This window comes from Hippea maritima DSM 10411 (assembly GCF_000194135.1).
Lineage (GTDB): Bacteria > Campylobacterota_A > Desulfurellia > Desulfurellales > Hippeaceae > Hippea > Hippea maritima.
In genome coordinates this window covers 359,605-382,367 of the sequence record NC_015318.1, presented here as the reverse complement: position 1 = coordinate 382,367, position 22,763 = coordinate 359,605, and the positions used below count along the sequence as shown (strand labels likewise).

Annotated in this window: 23 protein-coding genes and 1 pseudogene; 14 read left to right on the top strand and 10 right to left on the bottom strand. The window is 35.8% G+C overall.

Annotation, left to right across the window (positions count from 1 at the left end; translation table 11 throughout):
- From HIPMA_RS01945 to HIPMA_RS09015, 3 genes and pseudogenes are all read left to right on the top strand, one after another.
- Positions 1-294: a DUF134 domain-containing protein gene (locus HIPMA_RS01945; RefSeq protein ID WP_013681399.1), complete on the top strand. Its 294-nt coding sequence runs from the start codon at positions 1-3 to the stop codon at positions 292-294.
- On the top strand, positions 278-664 hold the full coding sequence (locus HIPMA_RS01940) for an HIT family protein (protein ID WP_013681398.1): 387 nt from the start codon (positions 278-280) through the stop codon (positions 662-664). The genes HIPMA_RS01945 and HIPMA_RS01940 overlap by 17 nt, the downstream gene beginning before the upstream one ends.
- A gap of 100 nt (positions 665-764) precedes the next feature.
- Positions 765-1,775: pseudogene (locus HIPMA_RS09015) on the top strand (diguanylate cyclase).
- On the opposite strand, the gene HIPMA_RS01930 reads toward HIPMA_RS09015, so the two are convergent.
- From HIPMA_RS01930 to HIPMA_RS09005, 4 genes are all read right to left on the bottom strand, one after another.
- Positions 1,776-3,260 carry a class I adenylate-forming enzyme family protein gene (locus HIPMA_RS01930; protein WP_013681397.1) on the bottom strand — a complete coding sequence of 495 codons (1,485 nt, stop codon included), beginning with the start codon at positions 3,258-3,260 and terminating at the stop codon, positions 1,776-1,778.
- 15 nt (positions 3,261-3,275) lie between these two features.
- Complete coding sequence (locus HIPMA_RS01925) at positions 3,276-3,683, bottom strand: Rid family detoxifying hydrolase (protein WP_013681396.1); 408 nt, start codon at positions 3,681-3,683, stop codon at positions 3,276-3,278.
- A 12-nt stretch (positions 3,684-3,695) separates the two neighbouring features.
- A complete protein-coding gene (locus HIPMA_RS01920; protein WP_013681395.1) occupies positions 3,696-4,742 on the bottom strand; it encodes a hypothetical protein in 1,047 nt (348 codons plus the stop codon).
- A 100-nt stretch (positions 4,743-4,842) separates the two neighbouring features.
- Complete coding sequence (locus tag HIPMA_RS09005) at positions 4,843-7,164, bottom strand: cache domain-containing protein (RefSeq protein WP_013681394.1); 2,322 nt, start codon at positions 7,162-7,164, stop codon at positions 4,843-4,845.
- A gap of 231 nt (positions 7,165-7,395) precedes the next feature.
- On the opposite strand from HIPMA_RS09005, the gene HIPMA_RS01910 reads away from it, so the two are divergent.
- The 5 genes from HIPMA_RS01910 (at position 7,396) to speB (ending at position 10,331) form a co-directional block, all read left to right on the top strand.
- Complete coding sequence (locus HIPMA_RS01910; RefSeq protein WP_013681393.1) at positions 7,396-7,896, top strand: CYTH domain-containing protein; 501 nt, start codon at positions 7,396-7,398, stop codon at positions 7,894-7,896.
- Positions 7,897-7,971: 75 nt separating this feature from the next.
- Positions 7,972-8,349 (top strand): GPI anchored serine-threonine rich family protein, encoded by a 378-nt coding sequence (locus HIPMA_RS01905; RefSeq protein WP_013681392.1) that lies wholly within the window; start codon positions 7,972-7,974, stop codon positions 8,347-8,349.
- Between the two features lie 224 nt (positions 8,350-8,573).
- Positions 8,574-8,996: an adenosylmethionine decarboxylase gene (gene speD / locus HIPMA_RS01900; RefSeq protein WP_013681391.1), complete on the top strand. Its 423-nt coding sequence runs from the start codon at positions 8,574-8,576 to the stop codon at positions 8,994-8,996.
- Between the two features lie 27 nt (positions 8,997-9,023).
- Positions 9,024-9,497, top strand: coding sequence for a pyruvoyl-dependent arginine decarboxylase (locus tag HIPMA_RS01895; protein WP_013681390.1), 474 nt, complete (start codon positions 9,024-9,026; stop codon positions 9,495-9,497).
- Positions 9,498-10,331 (top strand): agmatinase, encoded by an 834-nt coding sequence (gene speB, locus HIPMA_RS01890; RefSeq protein ID WP_013681389.1) that lies wholly within the window; start codon positions 9,498-9,500, stop codon positions 10,329-10,331. It begins immediately after the preceding gene.
- Here the strand turns inward: speB and HIPMA_RS01885 are convergent.
- Entirely contained in the window at positions 10,318-10,935 is a 618-nt protein-coding gene (locus HIPMA_RS01885) for a pyrimidine 5'-nucleotidase (RefSeq protein ID WP_013681388.1), read from the bottom strand. The two genes, speB and HIPMA_RS01885, sit on opposite strands and share 14 nt — an antisense overlap.
- A 68-nt stretch (positions 10,936-11,003) precedes the next feature.
- Here HIPMA_RS01885 and HIPMA_RS01880 point away from each other — a divergent pair, with 68 nt between their 5' ends.
- Both HIPMA_RS01880 and HIPMA_RS01875 read left to right on the top strand, forming a co-directional pair.
- Positions 11,004-11,564, top strand: coding sequence for an NUDIX hydrolase (locus HIPMA_RS01880; protein ID WP_013681387.1), 561 nt, complete (start codon positions 11,004-11,006; stop codon positions 11,562-11,564).
- On the top strand, positions 11,561-12,760 hold the full coding sequence (locus HIPMA_RS01875; protein WP_013681386.1) for a cation:proton antiporter: 1,200 nt from the start codon (positions 11,561-11,563) through the stop codon (positions 12,758-12,760). Before HIPMA_RS01880 ends, HIPMA_RS01875 begins: the two co-directional genes overlap by 4 nt.
- Before the next feature lie 5 nt (positions 12,761-12,765).
- Here HIPMA_RS01875 and HIPMA_RS01870 read toward each other — a convergent pair whose 3' ends face one another.
- On the bottom strand, positions 12,766-14,052 hold the full coding sequence (locus HIPMA_RS01870; protein ID WP_041323922.1) for a sodium:solute symporter family protein: 1,287 nt from the start codon (positions 14,050-14,052) through the stop codon (positions 12,766-12,768).
- A 297-nt stretch (positions 14,053-14,349) separates the two neighbouring features.
- Between HIPMA_RS01870 and HIPMA_RS01865 the strand changes: the two genes are divergently transcribed.
- The 4 genes from HIPMA_RS01865 to ruvC all read left to right on the top strand — a co-directional run bounded on the left by HIPMA_RS01865 (position 14,350) and on the right by ruvC (position 19,783).
- Positions 14,350-15,246 (top strand): glycyl-radical enzyme activating protein, encoded by an 897-nt coding sequence (locus HIPMA_RS01865; RefSeq protein ID WP_013681384.1) that lies wholly within the window; start codon positions 14,350-14,352, stop codon positions 15,244-15,246.
- Positions 15,247-15,248: 2 nt separating this feature from the next.
- Positions 15,249-17,666: a trans-4-hydroxy-L-proline dehydratase gene (gene hypD / locus HIPMA_RS01860; RefSeq protein ID WP_013681383.1), complete on the top strand. Its 2,418-nt coding sequence runs from the start codon at positions 15,249-15,251 to the stop codon at positions 17,664-17,666.
- Positions 17,667-17,847: 181 nt separating this feature from the next.
- On the top strand, positions 17,848-19,347 hold the full coding sequence (locus tag HIPMA_RS01855) for a LysM peptidoglycan-binding domain-containing protein (protein ID WP_148226550.1): 1,500 nt from the start codon (positions 17,848-17,850) through the stop codon (positions 19,345-19,347).
- Positions 19,319-19,783: a crossover junction endodeoxyribonuclease RuvC gene (ruvC, locus tag HIPMA_RS01850; RefSeq protein ID WP_013681381.1), complete on the top strand. Its 465-nt coding sequence runs from the start codon at positions 19,319-19,321 to the stop codon at positions 19,781-19,783. Before HIPMA_RS01855 ends, ruvC begins: the two co-directional genes overlap by 29 nt.
- Here the strand turns inward: ruvC and rlmN are convergent.
- Genes rlmN through HIPMA_RS01830 form a run of 4 tightly spaced genes read right to left on the bottom strand, consistent with a single transcriptional unit; the run spans position 19,778 to position 22,762 of the window.
- On the bottom strand, positions 19,778-20,806 hold the full coding sequence (rlmN, locus tag HIPMA_RS01845) for a dual-specificity RNA methyltransferase RlmN (protein ID WP_013681380.1): 1,029 nt from the start codon (positions 20,804-20,806) through the stop codon (positions 19,778-19,780). The genes ruvC and rlmN overlap by 6 nt on opposite strands.
- The gene (locus HIPMA_RS01840) at positions 20,799-21,665 is read right to left on the bottom strand and encodes an ABC transporter ATP-binding protein (RefSeq protein ID WP_013681379.1); all 867 of its coding nucleotides are present in this window, start codon (positions 21,663-21,665) and stop codon (positions 20,799-20,801) included. The genes rlmN and HIPMA_RS01840 overlap by 8 nt, the downstream gene beginning before the upstream one ends.
- Positions 21,666-22,040: a response regulator gene (locus HIPMA_RS01835; RefSeq protein WP_013681378.1), complete on the bottom strand. Its 375-nt coding sequence runs from the start codon at positions 22,038-22,040 to the stop codon at positions 21,666-21,668. It lies immediately after the preceding gene.
- The gene (locus HIPMA_RS01830) at positions 22,037-22,762 is read right to left on the bottom strand and encodes a V-type ATP synthase subunit I domain-containing protein (RefSeq protein WP_013681377.1); all 726 of its coding nucleotides are present in this window, start codon (positions 22,760-22,762) and stop codon (positions 22,037-22,039) included. Before HIPMA_RS01830 ends, HIPMA_RS01835 begins: the two co-directional genes overlap by 4 nt.
- Position 22,763 lies beyond the last annotated feature (1 nt).

Genomic DNA, 22,763 nt, shown 5'->3' with positions numbered 1-22,763 from the left:
ATGCCACGTAGGAGAAAAAGAGGAAGAGTTAGATTTAGATTTGGTAGAGTTTGTTTTAAACCCTGCGGCATACCGGCAAACACACTTGATAGGGTAACACTCAGTTATGACGAGCTTGAAGCCATAAGATTGGCAGATTTCGAGGGTCTATATCAACAACAGGCAAGTGAACTCATGCAAGTCTCAAGGCCTACGTTTTCACGTATCATCGAAAGAGCTCATCAGAAGATAGCAGACGCTTTAATTCATTCTAAAGCTATAGAGATAGAGGAAGAGGGTGAATTCCCAGAATAGGTGTGTATTTTGCGATACCAAAAACCTTGAAATAATTTTAAAGAACCATTTGTGTTATGCTGTTTTTGATAAATATCCGGTTAACAGGGGACATATACTTATTGTTCCCTATAGACATTTTGCCAGTTTCTTTGATGCCAACAGAGAAGAAGTGCTTGCAATTCACGATTTAATAAACGATGCAAGGGTTTTTTTAGACAGAGAATTTTCACCAGCCGCTTACAATATAGGTGTTAATGTTGGAGAGGTAGCAGGCCAAACAATAATGCATATGCATATCCACCTTATACCCAGATATGAAGGCGATATAAGAAACCCTCGTGGCGGTGTCAGGGGTGTTATTCCATCCAGAAGAATATACCCATTCTAAACCCAGAATTAATATAAATCTAATAATTAATTGACAGATTATTTGAAATTATATAAAAGATTTATAACTGCTTAAATGTTTAAGTTGGGGGTGTGGTGTTTTGATAGAAGATTGTAAAAAAATATATTCAAATGATGAGTTGCAGGCTATAATTCGAAGATTTGAGATAACCCAAAATAACATAAAAGAGCTAAGTAATTTTGCAATTATTATAGAAAAACATGGATATGAAATTGCAGATAGGTTTTTAGACTATCTGGCAAGAGAACCCTCAACCAGCGGCATACTTGAAAAGCTAAACAACAATATTCTTTTGTCTATCAAAGAAAGACTCTGGGTTTACTTGAAAGAGATGTTTAAGGGCGAATTTAACCCTGAATATGTAAATAAACGGCTTTCTATAGGTATGCTTCATCATAAAAGTGGAGTAAATGAGGAACTCTATGTTAGCTCCTACTGGAAAATATTTGACATAATTAGCATGTATGCTGAGAAGACTCTTACCAAAGAAGAGATCAACAAGTTTTACAAACTAATGTCAAAAGTCATTCTTATGGACATTACCATGACCCTCAGATTTTACTTCTGCGTTAAATCAAAAAGCATTAATCATTTTAAGGAACTATCAGAAAAAGATTATCTGACAAAAATTTATAACAGAAAGAAGTTTGAAGAGATTTTGGAACAAGCTATCTGTAATTCCGATAGGTATGTAAGAAATGTTTCTTTTATTATGTTCGATATAGACGATTTTAAAAGTATAAACGATGAATTTGGACATAAAATGGGAGATGTTATTCTTAAATAGATTGCGGAAATTGTAAATAAAAACATAAGGCAGTGCGATCATTTCATAAGATGGGGCGGTGATGAGTTTATAATAATTTTGCCGGAAACCGACATAGATGGTGCATATAAGGTGGGTGAGAAGTTAAGAAAAATTATTGAAAACCACTGTTTTCCTATAAACAAAAGGGTCACTATAAGTGTTGGCATCATTCAACATACACCAGGTGAGAGCTGTAATGAGTTGTTTAAAAGATTGGATGATGTATTATACTACTCAAAAAACAAAGGTAAGAACATAACTGTAGTAAGAAAAACTTCTTAATTATTTAACCTTAAACATATTGGACAATACATTCTTCTGAATCTTACCCATCGCGTTTTTTGGTAGTTCCTCTAAGATGTGAATCTGTTTTGGGCACTTGTAGTGAGCAAGATTTTTTTTGCAAAAATCTATAAGCTCGCCTGGAGCTATATCTTTTTGATTTAAAACAACAGCAGCCTCAACTCTCTCCCCAAAATCACTATCTTCTACCCCAAATACAGCGCTCTCTTTTACAGCTGGATGGCTATCTATAATGTTTTCAACTTCTTTGGGATAAACATTTAAGCCACCTGTTATTATGAGCTCTTTAGCCCTTCCAACTAAAAACAACCTTCCAGATTCATCAACATAACCTAAATCACCACTTTTGAACCAGCCATCCTCGAAGGATTCACGGGTTTTATCTGACATTTGCCAATAACCCTTAAACACATTTGAGCCTTTTATGTAAACCTCTCCTACCTCAAACGGTTTTGCTTTTATACCGTCTTTAACTATTTTTATAGAGCAACCCTCAAGCGGGTATCCTACGCTCAGCGGAATTCTTTCCTGGGGGTTGTAAGGATTTGACGTTATCATACCCGCCTCACTCATGCCATACCTTTCTAGTATCCTATGTCCTGTTAGCTTGTAGAACCTCTCAAACAAAACCTTTGTTAGTGGGGCTGAACCGGATATAAACAGTCTCATTGAAGATATATCAGGTTTCTTCTCTAATTTATCAAGTGCATCCACAAGCCTGGAGTATATAGTTGGCACCCCCATGAACAGCGTAATTTCCTCTTTTTCTATAGCTTTCAATGTGGTCATTGGGTCAAATTTTTCATGCATTACTATATCCATCTTGGAATTCAGACCCCCCTGGAGAGCCACAACAAGGCCGTGTACATGAAAAATGGGCAAAACATGGAGTAACTTGTCCTTATCGCTTAGACGCCATAGTTTTCTTAATGCTTCCATGTTTGTTATAAGGTTTTTGTGTGTGATCATAGCACCTTTACTTCTCCCTGTTGTACCAGAGGTGTAGGCTATTATCGCAACATCATCCGGTTGGGTTTTTGGTTTTTCTTTGTAAATTTCAACTTTGTCTAGCTTATCTAACTCCTCGTCTATCAAAAATGTTTTTATATTTAGTTTGCTTATTACATCCTTCAACCTATCTCTGTTTTCTTTTGTTGTAATAAACAAACAACTACCTGAGTCGCTTAGAAAATACTCCGTCTCGTTTTTTGAATAGGTAGGGTTCAAGGGTAATGTTATTGCACCTATGAGCATATTGGCAAAATGGAAGTAGATAAATTCCATAGATTTTGGCAATTGCAGCGCTACTCTATCTGAAAAACCAACACCAAGTTCTTTCAAAAGAGTGGCTGCCTTTCTTATGTTTTGGGCAATCTGAGAGTATGTGTAAATTTTATCTTCAAATTTCAGGGTTTTATCTTTAGCCTCATCCAAAGAGTTTAAGATCTTCTCAGTTAGATTCACCTAAATCCTCCTTCATCACCTTTCTCTGTAATCAAGCTCGTCAGTTAAATCATCACCTCTTGTAGCTATAACATCCAAAGCAACTTTAGCATCTTTTGGCATAGCTGCCTGAACAACCAACGAACGGGCAGGTTTATTTGCAAAATATTCGGCATAAACCTCATTTACTGCTGCAAAGTCATTTAAATCTGTTATATAGAGCGTTGCCTTCACAACATCTTTCAGAGAAAGTTCACACTTTTTCAGAATTGCTTCCACGTTTTTTATGGCTTGGCGTGTTTGCTCTTTTGCCTCTCTGCTTACTATCTCACCTGTTGACGGATTTAGACCAAGCTGCATAGATACAAAGCATAAATTATCTTTTTTTATAGCCTGAGAATATGGACCCAATGCCGCAGGAGCATTTTCTGTATTTATACGCATCAAAACCTCCCTTTAATTTGTAATTTTTAGCCTGAAAACTCTATCAAACGGTGCTGTTCTTAGCCTTGTTATTAGGTCTGCAACACTTAGATTTGATATGTTTTCTATGTTAATTTTAATTTTATCCTTTTTTGCCAATGCAAAGTTTTCTATTTTATCTTTGTATGCGCTGATCGGGGTGTTTATAAGCGATTTTTCGATTTCATTTTTTATCTGCTCTTCTGTTGTTTGAGAATTTTTTAGAGCAAACTCCAATGCCCTATTGATTAATCCTTCATTTTCTATCTCTACATATAAGTTTAGTGGTTTTAACGTGTAGAGTTTAGACAAAAGGCTTAATAGTACTATCGGGCTGTTTCTGTCTTTTTTTATTTGTCTGGATAGTTCCTCAAAACCTGCATAATCAATATTGGACACAACCAAAGAATATTTCAGCTTAAGGTTGTTTTTAAAGTTTAATTCGTAATCATCTATTTTTAATATTCCCTCCTTTTTATTGAGTTTGTATTTGGCTTTTATATCTATAGGATTTTCTAATTTTATAACCTTTGTGAATATTTCTTCAGACTCTTTTTCTTTTTTTATTGCGGAATTGATTATTTCCTTGTTTATCTTTATGCCGTTTATTTCAAATCCTATTTTTACAATGCCAACTTCTTTAGACATATCCCATTGCCCTTGTTTGATTTTAGCTATATCTTTCCCAATGGTGCCGTAAGGAGAGTTGGGGTTCAGGTTTACTAGGTTAGCCTCATAAAACTTTACGACATAACTTTTATCTAAATTACCCTCAAGGACAAGCCTTTTAATATTCAACTCACCGACCGTCTCACCCTGTTTTTTTATAAACCATTCCACGCCAAACAGTTTTATATTCTTTGAAAAAAGTGAGGCTTTTAGGTCTTTATAATGCACATCCCCTTCTAAATTACTTTCTTTTATGAGTCTATTTACTTCAATCCTTGCCCTTTTCTGGGCATACGAGTTTGCAAAGAAATACCCTCCAATTATAGCCACGGTTAAAACTACTACCAGTATAACACCTACACTTTTTTTCATTTTGACCCCCTACATTTTTTAGAATTTTAAGATATCTCATTTGTCAAAGCAAGAAAAATAGAGTAACTAAACACGCCAAAAGAAAGAGATGCCTTTATATTTAACTCTCACTGTGCTTTTTCTTTTTTTTCATGCAGCCATAAATTAAATCTTCGGTGTTTTTAAACTCATCAGGATACACTCCATAGAATATATGAAATTCTATAGAACTATAAAGTTTTCTTTTTGTTGTTTTATCTATCTCCTCATCTTTTTCAAACAACTCAACAACTTTATTCTTTAAGGTATTCCTCAAAAACTCATCCATACTACTGCATTCTTTTTTGTAATCTTTACTTTTTAGTTTAAATATAAACAAAAACGCATCATTGTAAGCTCTGGATAGGGTTTCGCAATTTGAACAACCCTTAATCACATCCGATAACGCTATAGCTGTATAGATTATGAGCTTATCCCCTATATAGGTAGAAAAGGTATAATTGATGTATGAAAGGTTTTTTATGTCTATAAAAAATATAGCGAAGGGCTTTTTCTCTTCTATAAATTTATTTGTCTTATCTATCAATACCCTTCTGCGCTTTAGACCTGTAATATAGTCTATATCAAACAGCTCTTTTCTTATCTTTTCCACTTCTTCTATCATATCTGTTCTATATTCAACACTTTCTTCTTCTGTATACAATTGCATAAGCTTATCCTTGATTTTTGCGAGTATTTCTTGATCCAACGGCTCCTTTTCCATTATTTTTATAGCTTCTTCGGCGTTGAGCTGTTTTCTATAGGCTCTTTTGCTCGTTATTGCATCAAATACATCAGCTATAGCAAGTATCCTTGTCTCTAAGCTTATCTGTTCGCACTTTAGCTTGTCAGGATAGCCACTGCCATCACATCGTTCATGGTGATGTCGTATATGTTTGGCAAGTGGTTTAAATTGTTCTATTTGGGATACTATTTCGTATGAAAAAATTGGATGATATTGAATGATTTTATACTCAGTTGGCGTTAATTTTCCAGGTTTTAGAAGTATATTATCTGGTATGCCTATTTTGCCTATATCGTGTAGAAGTCCTGCTTTGTATAATTCACTCTCCTTTTCTTCACCAAGACCAAGTTCTTTTGCTATCAGACTTGCATATCGCGCAACCCTCTGTGAATGACCCTTTGTATATGGGTCTTTGGATTCCATTGCATATACAAGAGCCTCTAAAAACTCATTTTCATAATCCTTGAATTTTTCTATAAAGTTGTTTATGTAACGTGCAATATTTCTAAGTTCTAATAAAGAATATTTCGATTCATCTATTCTGTTTTGTTCCTTAAACGATTTCTCGAAAACTTTAAATGTATCTCTAAGTTTAGTATTTAGATACAAGAATAGTATATAACTAAACAATAAAATTCCAGCTCCTAACAGCAGTATATAAAGATACAAATACTTTATTATCGGACTAATGCCTTCTTTTATGCCATTTCGAACTCTATCTATTGCAAAATCAACTTCATCTTCATAAAAACCTTCTCCTATTATCCAACCCCATGGCTTATAAGCACATATAAAGGATATTTTTTGGCCGTATTTCTTTAGTTTCGGCTCATACCACATGTATTTGATAAACTTACCACCTCTTGTATAGTAAGCTTTTAATTCCTTCTGAAACACATCCCTTATGAGTTTCTCATCTTCTTTGTTTTTAGCGATCTCCCATAGTTTCCTGTTTTTGTTTAGCATCACATTTGTATATATAAGCACCATGTTGCCCTTTGTATCGTTTATAAAAATATATCTATTTTTGTTCATTGATAAATTCCTATTGGCTATAGTATCCGCTACCATATATTGTATTTTTTGCCTTAGGTCTTCTTGAGGTATGCATGCTGCTATGTATGAAGCTATCGGGGAAAAATACTTTATATAACATGCAACATCATTGCTTATCTGATTGGGTAGCTGTAAGTTTATAAAACCTTCTTGAAAATCAACAGGAATTGGTCTGGTTAGTTTTATTTTATCCTGATTTTTTTGACCAAACACAAACTCACCATGTGATATTAAGCCATAAAAGCCCTCACCTCCCAAAAATGTTGCTCCTTGAAGTGCTTGATAGACGATATTTTCTATGTTTTTTGCTAAGACCGAATCTGACTTGTAAGTGGAGTAGATAAAATAAGACAATGAAAACATATTTCCACATTTTAACTTTATTGTGTTTTTTAAAGAACGTTCACTCTTTAGTGCAAGATAAGGAATGTATTCTTTAATGTCTATTACATCACCCTTAACTTGTTCTTTTAGCAGATTTACATATTCATTCTTTACTACATCTATGTTCTTGCTAAATATATAGCCATTTATCTTTATTAGAACAAACGATAAGATTGATATTAATACAAAGCTTATCAGAACAAATCCAAATGATGCCAAAAAAGATAGAGATACAGTTTTTTTTCTTTTTCACGATCTCTCCCAAGAAATGGAAAAGGATGACATAAAATTACCTTAAAACAATATCAAAGGATTAAGTATTAGTCAAAAAATTAGTTATCTATATTTAGCAATACATAACTTACTCTTAGATATTTTGCATGGAGATTATGAAGATTTTGACAAAATCGGCTCTGTAGTTTAGTAATTAGTATCAACAGGAGGTGAATTATGGCATTAGAGATAGAAAGAAGGTATCTACTTTTACCTTTACGCGTTGAGTATTTTTTAAAGATGTTTGGTATGAACTTTGAAAAGTACGAAATAGTTCAAAGTTATCTATTGAGAGACGGCAAGCTTGGCAGAATAAGGAAGCTGAATGATAAATACTTTCTCACAATAAAGAAAGGCGAAGGACTTGTCAGAGAAGAATATGAAGATGAAATCACCGAAGACATTTACAAAAACATATTAAATTCATCGGATGATGTAAAAACACTTTATAAGACAAGATACGTGGTAAACATAGATAGTTATGATTATGAATTTGATGAATTTGAGGATAAACTCAAGGGACTTGTTCTTTTAGAGGTTGAGTTCAAAAACGAAAAAGAGGCGCTTAATTTCAATCTAAATAATTCATTGAAAAATGTTATAGTTAAAGAGGTCACTGATGATAGGCGTTTCGATAACTCCAATTTGGCAATTTCTCAAACACTACCCTATCTATAATCACAATCAAGTAATCGTGATGGCTTTAATAAATTCGCTATTTTTATTTGCTTTTCTTGAAAGGAGTTAAAAGTTATGAAGTTTTTAAAAAGGATTTTAATTGCATTAATTTGCGTTTTCCTCTTTTCACTTACGCTTGAAGCATGCGCAGAAAATATTATAATATCGCCGAAAAAGGGAAACGTATGGCACGAGGGAAAAACCTATACAATAAAGTGGAAAAGCTTAGATGAAGGTGTTATTTGTATAGCAATTTTAATAGGCGGGCATTATGCCGGTGTAATCAACGATTGCGACAGTTGTGCATCACAAGGCAAATTTAAATGGAGAATACCTAACGGTTTTGTAAGTGGTTTTGGAAAAAATAGTGACAACTACGTAAGAGTTGTACTGTACTACAAAGATAACGAAACCAAGAGCTTTTATAGCGATTATTTCACTATCTCAAAATAAAGCCTCAATCTTTACAAACTCAGCAACAACTATAACAAAAGATAAACCTATAACTACGCCGCTATAGTTGTACCTTAAGTCCTTGCCAACAAAATTCCCTACATTCTACATATTGCCCCCCCTTTAAACTTGCATAATCCCCAAAACAATGGTATAAAATCCAACTGTTGCCATGCCTGAAAAGGCATGAGAAAACTTTTAAAAGAAAAAAGGAGGGCACATGAGTGAAGGCACTCGGAAGACACGTTTTGGCTGAGTACTTTGGATGTGAAAAGGAACTTTTAAACGACCCAAAGGCTTTAGAGAATCACCTCATTGAGGCTGCTAAAGCAGCTAATGCCACCGTTATTTCTTCCTCATTTAGAACCTTCGAACCCTTCGGAGTTAGCGGCGTTGTAATCGTCGCAGAATCCCACTTAGCTATCCATACATGGCCTGAATACGGCTTTGCAGCAGTTGACTTTTTTACCTGTGGTGATTCATCCAATCCATGGAAAGCCCACGAGTATTTAAAAACCGTTCTAAAACCCTCAAAAACAGAGGAAAAAGAGGTATTAAGAGGGGTTTTAGATATAGAGAACTTGAGTTTCAAGCCGTTTTTAATAGAACAACAAAAAAGAGAAAACAATAGCGCTGCTTTTGTTTGATTTTTTAATTTTAGGAGGAAACCATACATGTTCAATAGGGCTCCCAACATTTATGCAATTAAAGCAGCAGAAGCTGAAGGCTTCAGCCCCTTGAATGCATTTGATGTAGCCTTATTAGAAAGCGGCGTTGGAAATACAAACTTAGTAAAGATGAGTTCCATTCTTCCCCCATCCTGTAAGAAAAAGGAATACATAGAACTACCACCGGGGGATTTAGTGCCTGTTGCCTATGCAGCGCTAACATCCAGTAAAAAAGGACAAAGAATAGCAGCAGCAGTGGCAATAGCCATACCGAAAGATCCCACAAAGAATGGCCTGATTATGGAGTTTGAGGATTACGACATAACAAAAGAGGAAGCCGAAAAGCAGGTAAGAAAAATGGCCGAGTGGGGTATGAAATACAGAGGTTTTGAGATAGACAGAATTGAAAGCATAGCAGTCGACCATGTAGTTGAAGAACACGGTGCAGTATTTGCCTGTGTAGTACTATGGTGGGAATAGATGAAGTTCTACTGCTCAATTCATGAGATTAAGAAGACAAAGACAGTCTTGGTGGGTGTGCCTTATGATGGCACATCCACCTATAGACCCGGTTCACGGTTTGCACCGCAGGCTATAAGAGAAGCATCATACGGTATAGAATCATATAGCCCCTATCAGGATAAAGACCTGCGGGATATAAGGTTTTACGATATAGGTGATATACCTCTAAGTTACGGGGATAAAGAACTCAACCTAAAGCTAATTGAGGCTTTCATAATAAAACTAATAATGAAAGGTAAAAAGACTTTAGCCTTAGGCGGTGAACACCTGATTACCTATCCGTTAATAAAAGCCTATGCAAAAAAGTACAAGGAGTTTGCCATAGTCCAATTAGACGCCCACAGTGACCTTATAGACTCATACAGAGGGGAAAGCCTATCTCATGCTACCGTTATGAGACGCTGTTCAGAAATTGTAGGTTTTGAGAACCTCTATCAGCTCGGCATAAGAAGCATGGTAGAAGAAGACAAGCTCCTACCCCATAGAGATGTAAACATGGGTCTTTTTGACCTATCAAAGGCAGAAGAATTCTTAAAAAGAATAGGTGATAAACCAATCTACCTTACAGTTGATTTGGATGTATTAGACCCATCGATCTTCCCAGGTACAGGAACACCCGAACCAGGCGGCATTACCTACAAAGAGATATTAAGCTTTCTTAAACTTTTAAGACAGAAGAAAATAATTGGCGCAGATGTAGTAGAACTATCACCACATTACGATCCAACAGGCGTCTCTTCGGTAGTTGCTGCAAGTATTGTTAGAGAAATTCTACTGATTATGGGTAATTGATAATCTCCAAAGGTATTTTCTCAAAAGATTCCACATTTATATGACCCTTTGAGGCCTGTTTTCCTACGTGTATGCTAAAAATGCCTAACGACTTTGCTGTTTCTATATTTCTTTCAAAATCATCTGCCATAATGTATTCTTCTGCTTTTGTTTGATTAATTATCTTAACATATGGATATTTATGCGGTTTGCCTATAAAATCTGCACTAATGATGTCAAATATATCTATAAACAAATCCTCAACTCCAAGCAAGGAGAGCACTTTTTCTGCATGTTTCAAAGGGGCATTTGTAAAAGCTATCTTAACGGCCTCCATCTGTTTTAATTTTTGCCTTAGATTTGGGTTGGGTTTTATAAGGCCCTTTAAGTCTATATCATGGGTATATTCCAAAAAATGGTGGGGGTTTATATTGTAGTGTCTCATTAGACCAGCCATGGTTGTTCCATAGGTATGCCAATACTCTATTCTTTTTCTTGGAACCTCTTTCTCATCCATGCCCAAAAATTCAATCATATAGCGGTTGATCCTCTTATCAACCAGGTCAAAAACCCCGCTTTCAGGTGGGTAAAGCGTGTTATCCACATCAATCAAAAACACTTTCATATTTAAATTCTACACCAACACTCAACAAATATCTACCCAAAAGCATACCTCTTTTGTATAATTTTATTATGTTAATAGAAAAATTAAAAAAGGCTCTGCCAAAGGAATATCCCAAAAAGGAAACCAATGCTAAGGAATCAGCAGTACTTATACCTTTTCTTAATCTTAATGGTGAGTGGGTTTTAATTTTTGAGAAAAAACCATCATACGATAGGCTGCACCCCTCACAGATCTCATTTCCTGGAGGCTCAAGGGAAGAATCAGACAAAAGTTTTCTTGATACAGCCATAAGGGAAACATGTGAAGAGTTAGGCATAAATAAAGATGATATTCAAATAATTGGTGCTGTTGAACCAACAAAAACACTAACCACAAATTTTATGATTTATCCATTTGTCGGCGTTGTAAATAGACGGCCACCATTTAAGATAAACAAAAAAGAGGTTGAAAAGTTATTATTTATTCCACTTGTATATCTAATCGACAATTCACCTATAAAATACAAAGAATACAAATACCGGGACAGAAAAAGAAAAACACCTCTACTTGAATACAACAACGAAATAATATGGGGAGCAACAGCCCGCATCTTAAATAATTTTATACCCATTATAAAAAAGCTTTTATGATTGATTCTTTAACACTTATTGTGATTTTGAGCTTTCTAATACCCATACTAACTACAAGGATAACAAAAGAACTTGTACCATCTGTCGCCTTTGAGATATTTGTAGGTTTTATAATAGGTAAAAGCGGTTTAAATCTCATACATACAGGCTCTGAGACCATGGAATTTTTATCCAACTTTGGCCTTGCCTTTTTGATGTTTTTAGGAGGACTGGAAACGCAAATAAATACTAAGAAACACGCTGGAGGCCTTATAAGTTCGCCGTATTCCTTGGCTGGAATGATTTTTATCTTAACAGCAATAATGTCGTGGTTGTTTTCATCATTCCTTACAAAAACATTCAACTGTTCAAAAAGTATACTTTACATGACTCTGATATTTTCAACAACCTCCGTAGCTATAGTCTTTCCCACATTAAAATCGCGAAATGATTTAAAGAATACCTACAAACAGACACTTTTATATGCCGCGTTTTTTGCTGATTTTTTAACGCTTATAGCCATAACAATTTTTTCTGCTTATGAGGATAAAAACAGAATAACTGCAGAAATTTTAATATTTTTCTTATTTATAGCCGTAGTTTTTCTTTTTGTAAAATTCATAAAAAAAGTTCCAAAAAATGAAAACTTAGCAAAATCAATACAAATGGTCCAATACAAACCGCACATACAGATAGGTATAAGGGGGTCGTTTGCTATTCTATTCCTGTTTATGTTTTTGTCTGAAAAATTGGGCATAGAAATTATTCTTGGCAGCTTTATTGCTGGCATAATCATATCGACCATAAATCAAAATAGGGTAAAAGTCCTAAGGGCAAAGCTTGATGCTATAGGATATGGATTCTTTATACCTCTGTTTTTTATATACCAAGGAGCAAAATCAACCATACCTTTAAAATCAGAGACTGGCTTGCACTTCATAATTATAACAATTGTAGGGGCGATAGCTATAAAAACCATAGCAAGCCTACCTCTCATATTAAGATTCTCATTAAAAGAAACTCTAGCAGGGGGAGTTTTGTTAAGCGGAAGATTGAGTTTGATAATTGCAGCAAGCATTATAGGAACTAAATTAAAAATAATCAGCAAGGAGATAAATTCGGCAATAATCATACTTGCAGCTATAAGCTGTATATTGTCACCTTTTATATTTAATCTGATATTAAGACCAAAAAAGCAGACACTTTTTAAAGACTAAAATACTCAATGCCTCGTTATTAATGCAATAATCAGATAAGCAACAGGTGAGAGCCAAACGATAAATGAAAGTTTACTTAAAAGATTTTTATCCTTAATCAAAAGTATCATAAAAAGCGGTACAAAAACAGCAGAACCCCTAATACCCATAGACAAATAACTCCAGTCCAAAATCCTCGAATCCAATCCCAAAAGTACAATAGCCATAGAGGAAGCAAGCACAATAAATGCTATCAACTTTAATTTAAGTACTTCTTTAACCTTAAATCTTTTTAAAAGACCATCTTTTAAAATATCGATGTACATATTTGTTGTAACCCCCAAAGTCAAACCAGATGCCGTTCCAACTATTATTATCGTAAGACCAGCCATAAAAATAGCAGCTATGATAGGGTGAAAATATGTCTTTATAAAATAAGGAAAAACCAGGGTTGTGTTATGGGCAAGCTCAGGATAATGTATGCGCATGTAAATTCCTATAATTATACCAAAAATACCTATGGGTGGTATCAGGGCTGCACTCAAAAAAGCCCCCTTTTTCGCAGTTTTTACATCCTTAGCTGAAAAAATAGCCTGTAGGTAGGTCTGGGTGGACAAAACCCCTATTACCATGGAAAACATATCTCCTATAGCTTTGGATTTGCCATAAGAAAACAAGCTAAGCATATTTTTGTTTGGTATTAATTCAATTAAACTAACAAGGCCATGCTGCTTTAGTAAAGCTATAAAAGCGCCCAATAACATTAAACTATAAAGTAGATACACCTTTATTCTTCCTACATACGATGAACTGACTATGCCACCACTTACTACAAATATTAAAATCAAAACGAAAACGGCAAACATGGAGGTGAATCTGCCAAAACTAAACACCGTCTGAATAATAGACATAGCTGCAAGAAACTGGGCAACAATATGTATATACACACCAAAAGAACCCAGAAAACTGGAATATTTTTGCACCTTATTCCCAAATCTGTTGCCTATAAGCTCAGATACGGTTATAACTTCTTCCTCTCTTAAAAGTTTAGAAAAGAAAAGGCCTAAAACAAGACATGCTATGCCGCTGAAAAGTGTAAATATCCAGGCAGCAAGTCCAAAGGTGTAGGCAAGTTGCACAGTTCCTATAGTCGATGCCCCGCCAACCAGCGTTCCGATTATCACAAATGACACACCCGAGGCAGAAAGACCCCTGCCTGCAACTGTAAATTCTTTTTCACTCTTTACATTTTTATGAGAAACCAAAAGAAACCCTGAAAATAGAATTAATGTAACAATAAATAAAATCTGCATACTCGCACCTTTCTCAGGTAAATGTATTTTACTAATCAATAAAATAAATGTAAAGATGAAGATAAATGATAATATAAAATTACTAAGTAATATAAATGAAAAAAATATAATCCATATATGACTAATAGTTTTTTCAAAATGAATAAACACATTTGCACCTTGGCATATTTCTTTATGGCAGCACTTGCTATGTTATATCCAATAGAAGAAGTAGAAGTTTTTTACATAGACATTGTGTTAATTTATTGACTTTTACTTGGATATGTGATATATCAGATATCAAGGAAGGTGCTAAAAATGAAAGGGTTAATCTTTGATATCAAACGATACTCGATCCATGATGGGCCTGGTGTTAGAACAACCGTATTCTTTAAGGGTTGCCCTCTGAGATGCTTGTGGTGTCATAATCCGGAAAGCCAGAAACCGTATCAGCAGATAATCTATTATGAGCAGAAATGTATCAGGTGTCTTACATGCAAAGCGGTTTGTAAAGAGGATGCTATATCGTTTACCAACAACAAGATAGAGATAAACACAAAACGCTGCACAATGTGTGGCAAATGCTGGCAAAGCTGTCCCACAAACGCTTTAGAGGTTGTAGGGCAATATTACAAGACAGATGAACTGATTGAGGAGCTAACAAAGGATTCTGCATTCTTTGAGGGTGGTGGTATCACCATATCCGGTGGAGAGGCGTTTGTTCAATATGAGTTTTTAATGGAATTAATAAAGGGTTTAAAGGCAAAACATCTGCACTTAGCCCTTGATACAACAGGCTATACAGACAAGGAAAAGCTCTTATCAACGGTTGAGTTTATAGATTTGTATCTATATGATTTAAAAGTTATGGATCCAGCCAAACACAAGCAATACACAGGCGTTGATAACACAATAATACTCAAAAACCTAAAAGCACTGGATGAAAAAGGTGCACAAATTGCAATAAGAATACCCATCATACCAACAATAAACGACGATCAGGAAAACATAAAGGCAACAATAGAATTTCTAAAACAGCTAAACAATGTTGTCTCGGTTGACCTTCTGCCGTATCATTCCATGATGGTGGATAAATACAAAAGGCTGAAGATGCCGTTTTTGCTTGGGGATATTAAAAAACCAAGCGATGAGGAAATGGAGGAACTTAAAGAAACCTTTCAAAAAGAAGGCTTTAAAGTAAACATAGGGGGTTAGATATGAAAGATGTAGCCTGTAAAATTATAGATTATACCAAGGTAGTAAAAGAAGAAAGGGGCATGAACGATAGGATAAAAAAACTCAGAAGGCAATCTATTGAAGCGGTTGAAAAGATATCGGTTGAAAGGGCAAAGCTTTTAACGGAGTTTTACAAAAACTGCAAGGAAACCTCAATCCCCATAAAGAGAGCAAAGGCATTTGAATACATATTAAAAAACAAAACGGTCGTCATAAACGACGGTGAGTTGATCGTTGGGGAGCGAGGAGAAGAACCCAAGGCTACACCCACATATCCAGAGATCAACCTTCACAAAGAGGAAGATTTAAGAGCGCTAAACGACAGGCCAAAGGTCTCATACAAGGTTTCAGATGAGGTTATAAGGATATACAACGAGGAGATAATCCCATTCTGGGAAGGTAAGACCATAAGGGATATGATGTTTGAAAGCCTGCCACAAAGATGGAAGGATGCTTTTGAAGCTGGTGTATTCACAGAATTTATGGAGCAAAGAGCACCGGGTCATACGGTTCTTGATGGAAAGATCTATAAAAAGGGTATGCTGGATTTCATAAAAGAGATAGATGAACAGCTAAAAAAACTAAACCCCGAAGCTGATAAAGAGGCTCTGGATAAAAAGGAAGAGCTTGAAGCCATGAAGATAGCGGCAAATGCCATCATAGAGTTTGCAAAAAGATACGCCAAAAAGGCCGAAGAACTCGCAGAAAATGAAAGCGACCCCCAAAGGAAAAAGGAGCTTTTAGAGATCGCAAGGATCTGCAACAAGGTTCCAGCGCACAAACCGGATACATTCCACGAAGCCTTGCAGTATTACTGGTTTGTCCATCTTGGCGTGATCACAGAACTAAACGGCTGGGATGCCTTCAGTCCCGGCAAACTAGATAAGCATCTGTATCCATTTTACAAAAAAGACATAGAAGAGGGCAGATTAACAAAGGAAAAGGCCAAAGAGCTTTTAGAATGCCTCTGGGTTAAGTTCCACAACCACCCTGCCCCGCCAAAGGTAGGCGTAACGGCTGAGGAAAGCTCAACCTACACAGACTTTGCCCAGATAAACATAGGAGGCATAAAGGAGGATGGCTCTGATAATGTCAACGAGCTAAGCTATATGCTTTTAGATGTAGTGGAGGAGATGAGGCTTGTTCAACCAAACGCATCCATCCATGTAAGTAAAAAAAACCCGGACGCTTTCATCAAAAGAGCTATCGATATTATAAAAACCGGCTTTGGTCAGCCCTCTGTTTTTAACTCCGATGCTGTTGTTCAAGAACTTCTAAGGCAGGGTAAGGATATTGTCGATGCCAGATGCGGAGGCACAAGCGGTTGTGTGGAAAGCGGGGCGTTCGGCAAGGAAAACTATACACTAACGGGATACTTTAATATACCAAAGGTCTTGGAGATCACGCTAAATAACGGCATTGACCCCTTAACGGGCAAGAAGATAGGCTTAGAAACAGGAAGATTTGAAGACTTTAAAAGCTTCGAAGACCTCATGAATGCCTTTAAAAAGCAGCTAAAATACTTCATCGACATAAAGATAGAGGGCAACTTAATAATTGAGAGGCTTTACGCAAAGCACATGCCGGCTCCGTTTTTATCAATCTTAATCGATGATTGCATCAAGAAAGGCAAGGATTATTACAACGGCGGTGCAAGGTATAATTCATCATACATTCAAGGCGTAGGCACAGGCACAATCACAGATTCACTTGCTGCAATAAAACAGATGGTGTTTGAGGACAAGATATTTACAAAAAAGGAACTGAAGGAGATGCTTGATAAAAACTTCGAGGGATTTGAGATCCAAAGGCAAATCCTCATAAACAAAACCCACAAATATGGAAACGACGATGATTATGCGGATAGCATAATGAAAGAGGTATTTGAGGAGTTCTTCAAAAACATAGACGGAAGGCCAACATACAAGGGTGGGCAGTTCAGAATAAACATGCTTCCAACAACCGTTCATGTCTATTTTGGTTCAAAGATAGGCGCAACACCGGATGGAAGATTGGCTTTTGAGCCGATATCGGAGGGCATATCGCCTGTTCAAGGCATGGATAAAAACGGTCCAACCGCTGTGTTGAAATCAGCAGCCAAAATGGATCACATAAAAACCGGCGGAACGCTTTTAAACATAAAATTCACACCAGACTTACTAAAAGACCAAAAGGGCATTGATGGCATGGTTAGGCTGATAAGGACATACTTCAAGCTTGATGGACACCATGTGCAGTTTAATGTTGCTAGCGCAGAGACACTAAAGGATGCTAAAAAACACCCGGAAAAATACGGAGACCTGATTGTCAGGGTTGCAGGATACAGCGATTACTTCTGCCATCTAAACGAAAAACTGCAGGATGAGATTATAAGAAGAACAGAACATGAGTCTTTTTAGGATTTAGAAACAGAGCATTGAGTGGGTAAAGTATAGGGTTAGATAACTCATTTTTCAAAAGAATCAATAAAGCGGTTGAGTTTGAATGAAGCTCCTTGGGTGGTAAGTATGTTTGGACCTATCTGGTGAATATTATCTTTTAAGATTGACAAAGAATGGCTTCATTTTGTATAAATTTCACATGTATGCTTTTAGAATCCTTCTGATTCTATTACTTTTGCAAGTCTCTGCGTTTGCAAATCAGATATACATAATTAAAAAAGGTGATTCTTTAATAAAGATATCACACAAATTTAATATCAAATCCTATCTAATTAAACAGGCCAACCCCAAAGTTGACTGGCTAAAGATAAAACCCAATGAAAAAATAATCATTCCCATTAATGGAAATAAGGTGTTCTATACTGTAGAAAAGGGCGATAGCTTAATAAAGATAGCTAAAAAATTGGGCTACACCTATAGTGAGCTAAAAAAGGCAAATCCAGGCGTTGATTGGCTAAAGATAAAACCCAAAGACAAAATTGCCCTACCTGATAAAACCATAACAGCATACGTTAAGGCTCCGCTTCAAACAGAAGAACAAATACTACATAATGAAGAACAAAAACAAATCCAAAAAGTTCAAGCTAAAGAGAAATTAACAAAAACACAAACACCCCGTAAAGTAGCCTCCGAACAATTTTACACAATAAAACCAGGGGATAGCCTAATAAAAATAGCAAAAAAACTTAATTATACGTACGGGCAACTAAAAAAGGCAAACCCCAATATTGATTGGCTAAAAATTAGGCCAGGACAAAGAATAAGGCTACCGTCTAAGCATATGCAAGTGAAAAGGACACCTAATCCTGGAGAGGTCGGCGATGGATACTACATAGTTGCAAGGGGGGATACACTAAGAAGCATAGCAAATAGGTTTGGCTTGGCGCTTGAAAGATTAAGAGAATTGAATCCAAAATTGGGAAATATAATAAAGCCGGGAGACCTTGTTGTTATACCAAAGGATTTAACAGAAAAGATAATTCTAAGCAGAAAACAAAATCTATTTATCCCGCCAAAATACCTTGTTTACTCTCAGGTTTACAAGGTCAAATCAGGTGATACTCTATGGAAAATAGCAAAAAAATTTAATACAAGCGTAGGCATAATAAGAACCATAAATGATATTACAGGCAGAAATATACGCATAGGCCAGGTATTGTTTGTGCCAAGCCTAAATCTAAAAGAAAGTGAGAAATTAAAATTAAGATACTCCATCCTAAATGAGGAAAGACACGCACTCATAAAATATGCAGAAAGATTCATAGGAGCGCCTTATAAATTTGGGGGAAACAGCCTAAGACATGGTATTGATTGCTCTGGTTTTGTTCAAAAGATATACTCAAAATTCAATGTAAAACTACCAAGGACAGCTGAGGAGCAATATAGAATCGCGGGTGTGCCCATATCTGTAAAGAGGCTCCAACCTGGTGATTTGCTTTTCTTTCATACCATGAACTACGCAAGAGTAACCCACGTTGCTATATACATAGGAAAAGGAAGATTTATCCATGCCGCCGGAAGAAGGAGCGGAGTAAAAGTATCGCGCTTTGATAGATATTATTGGAAAAGGTTCGTAGGAGCCAAAAGAATACTCGGAGTTGATACCCGTTATGCTTATATTAGGGGTGGATCCGGGTAGTTCTATTACCGCATGCGGTTTTATTGACCCAACCACCAAGAAAACAGATTTTGATTTTATAAAATTCAAGCAAAAAACATCCCAGGAGGAGAAAATATTTGGAGTTTTTGAGTTTTTAGACAATGCAATTAAAAACTTTAAACCCAATGAAGTTGTTGTGGAAAGCCCGTTTTATTCAGTGAACATAAAATCTGCAATGGTATTAAGCGAGATAAAAGCGGCAGTAATCATTGCTGCAAAACAGAATAACCTTAAAGTATTTCAATATACACCCAGACAAATAAAACAAGCTATATGCGGTTATGGCGCTGCAGATAAAAATCAGGTAAGGTTTGTCTTGGAAAAAACATTGAACATAAATCTAAAAGATGAACCGCTTGATGTATCTGATGCATTAGCTGTAGCACTAACCCATATCTACACCAAAGGGCTATGAGGCTTTAGTAGCAAGCATGCCGCAAGCTGCATTTATACTTGAACCCTTTGATTTTCTAATCGTAACAAACATACCTTTATTTCTCAAATAATCTGCAAATTCCTCTATCCTATCCATAGGTGTAGGCTCAAATTTAGTTCCAAGTAAATCGTGCTTATTTAAAGGAATTATATTGAGTTTGCATTTAAAGTTAGACATAACTTTCAATAGAGCCTTTAAATCATCTTTTGTATCGTTTATGCCTTTTATCATAACATACTCAAACGTTATTCTTTTCCTTCTTGGCATTGGAAAATCCTTAAGCTCATTTAATACTTCATCTATAGGATATGTGTCATTTATCGGCATAATCATACTTCTTTTTTTCGATATAATACTATGCAATGACAAAGCCATATTTATGTTGGGTAAATCTTTCTTAAGTTTATTTACACCCGGCGTAATACCAGCTGTTGAGAGTGTAATCCTGCGCTTGGATATAGATAAACCTCTATCGTCTGATAGAATCTTTATGGATTTAACGGTATTTTCATAGTTATCCAGCGGCTCTCCCATCCCCATATAAACTACATTAGCTGTTTTTAGATTATTAACCTTTAGTATATAAACAACCTGAGAAACAATCTCAGAAGTTGATAAATTTCTCTTAAACCCCATTCTACCTGTAGCACAAAACTTACAACCCATTCTACACCCTGCTTGAGTTGACACACAGATTGTAAACCTATTCGCCTCCATAGGTATAAGCACACTTTCTATTAGCATACCATCATTGAGTTTGAATAGATACTTCTTTGTGCCATCATCTGCCGCATAGGAGGTCTTTTCTTCTATCTTGTATATAAAAAATTGTTCTTTAAGTTGCCGTCTAACTTCCTTTTTTAGAACAGTTATATCATCAAACCCCTCAATTCTTTGCTTGTATAAAAATGAAAATATTTGCTCAGCCCTATATTTTTCGTACCCAAGCCCTATCAATATACTTTTAAGTTCGTCGTATTCCAAAGACATTATATCAATCATATAAAAAACACCTTACCTTATGACCTTTATCTATTTCTAAAAGTTCAGGTTTTTGATCACAACACTTATTTCTTCTATATGGACAAAGATGATAAAAAGAACACCCATTTCTACATGTGTCAAACTTTACAATCCCATCATCAGTGAACCTACCATTCAAAAGAAACTCCGAATAAGGATGAGTAACATGAGATAAATCATCGACCTTTTCAACCACTTCGCCTCTATAGATAACATATATTTTATCGGATAGAAAGCCGACGAGTTTTACATCGTGCGAGACAAACACAAAGGAATACTTTCTATCTTTATTTAGCTCACACAATAAATTAACAATCCTCGCTTGAGTTGAAACATCCAATGCACTACTAAACTCATCGAACACTATGTATTTAGCATCGGACAATAAAGCCCTTGCTATTGCCACCCTCTGTTGTTGACCTCCGCTTAATTGATGGGGATATTTATCCAAAAGACTTACATCTAAATTCACCTCAGCACAAATATCCTTTATCTTATTCTCATTACTTGATGCTTCCTTAAGCGTGTTTATAATCTTCATTTTGGGGTCTAAAGAGGTGATCGGATCTTGAAAAACCATCCCGACCACCCCGCGCTTACGTTTGATGTTTTTGCGGTCTATCTTGTCTCCATCTACAAATACATTACCTTTATCTGGAAGTTCAAGAAGGCTCATAATTCTACATAGAGTAGATTTACCCGCCCCTGATTCTCCAATTATTCCTGTGTGTATTCCATCATTTATTTCAATCGAGACATCTCTTAATACTTCCACATACTCTTTTTTAAAGTATGAGCCCTTTTTGTACCTTCTGTAAACACCCTTAAGCTCTATCACTTAATCCTTTAAACCCAATACAGCCTCTATTTTTTCTTTCAACACCTGGGGAGTAAACGGTTTAACAATGTAGTTGTTTACCCCAGCTTTTAATGCGGTAATAATATCCTCCTTGGCCGCCTCGGTCGTTACCATTATTATTGGAATATCATCATATTTATGATCAGACCTAATTTTTTTAACAAATGTAAGCCCATCCATTACAGGCATGTTCCAATCCGTAATAATTAAATCCACGTCGTTGCTTGCAAGAATATCCAAGGCTTCTTTACCGTTTTCAGCCTCCAATATCTCATCTCCATATCCAATTCTTTTTAATGTATTCTTTATTATCCTCCTCATAGTTGAAGAATCATCAATGGTTATAACCTTCATTTCACCTCACCCCTTTGCATTTGCTTTATTATTTCTTCAACCTCTTGGTCAACCTTTTCCTTTTCAGTTTCATCTACGATGGTATGAGCAACCCTTGCCCTTTGAACATCTTCATAAGACGATGCAAACCAGTTATTGAGATAGTCGTGCAAGGCCTTAATAACCGAAATAACCCTTTCAATCTTCTGTCTTGTAATGTCTTGAAACTGCAATATATCCATAGCTTCGTAAGTGTTATCCCTAACGCTGTTAACCTTATTTTCTATGTCATTTAATATATTTATGATATTTTTGAAGTATTCATAATTGTTCTTTACAACGGTTCTTGGAAAGTGCTCTACAAAGAAATCCATAAATTCTTTATGCTTATTCACATAGGGTTTGATTTCTTCTATCATGCCTTCAACTTCATCCACCTCTGCACAAATAGCCTCAAGTTTCTCAAAAAGCTTATTGACTTTCTCTTCACTTTCCTTGTTTATTTCATCCAGTCTATCAATTACCCTGTGCTCCTTGGGCGGGAGCCTGACTCCCCTTAACTTCTCCGACTCCTCACTCTCACTTGCAACAGCTGCATCTTTTTCAGCTTTAGGCTTCATTGCCTTCTCTGTAATTTCATCTTCACTCTTTTCCACAAACTCATCAATTACGGAATCAACTTCCTTTTTATCAGTTTTATTAAACTCAGCAATCAATGCATCAATATCATCTTGATGACCCATA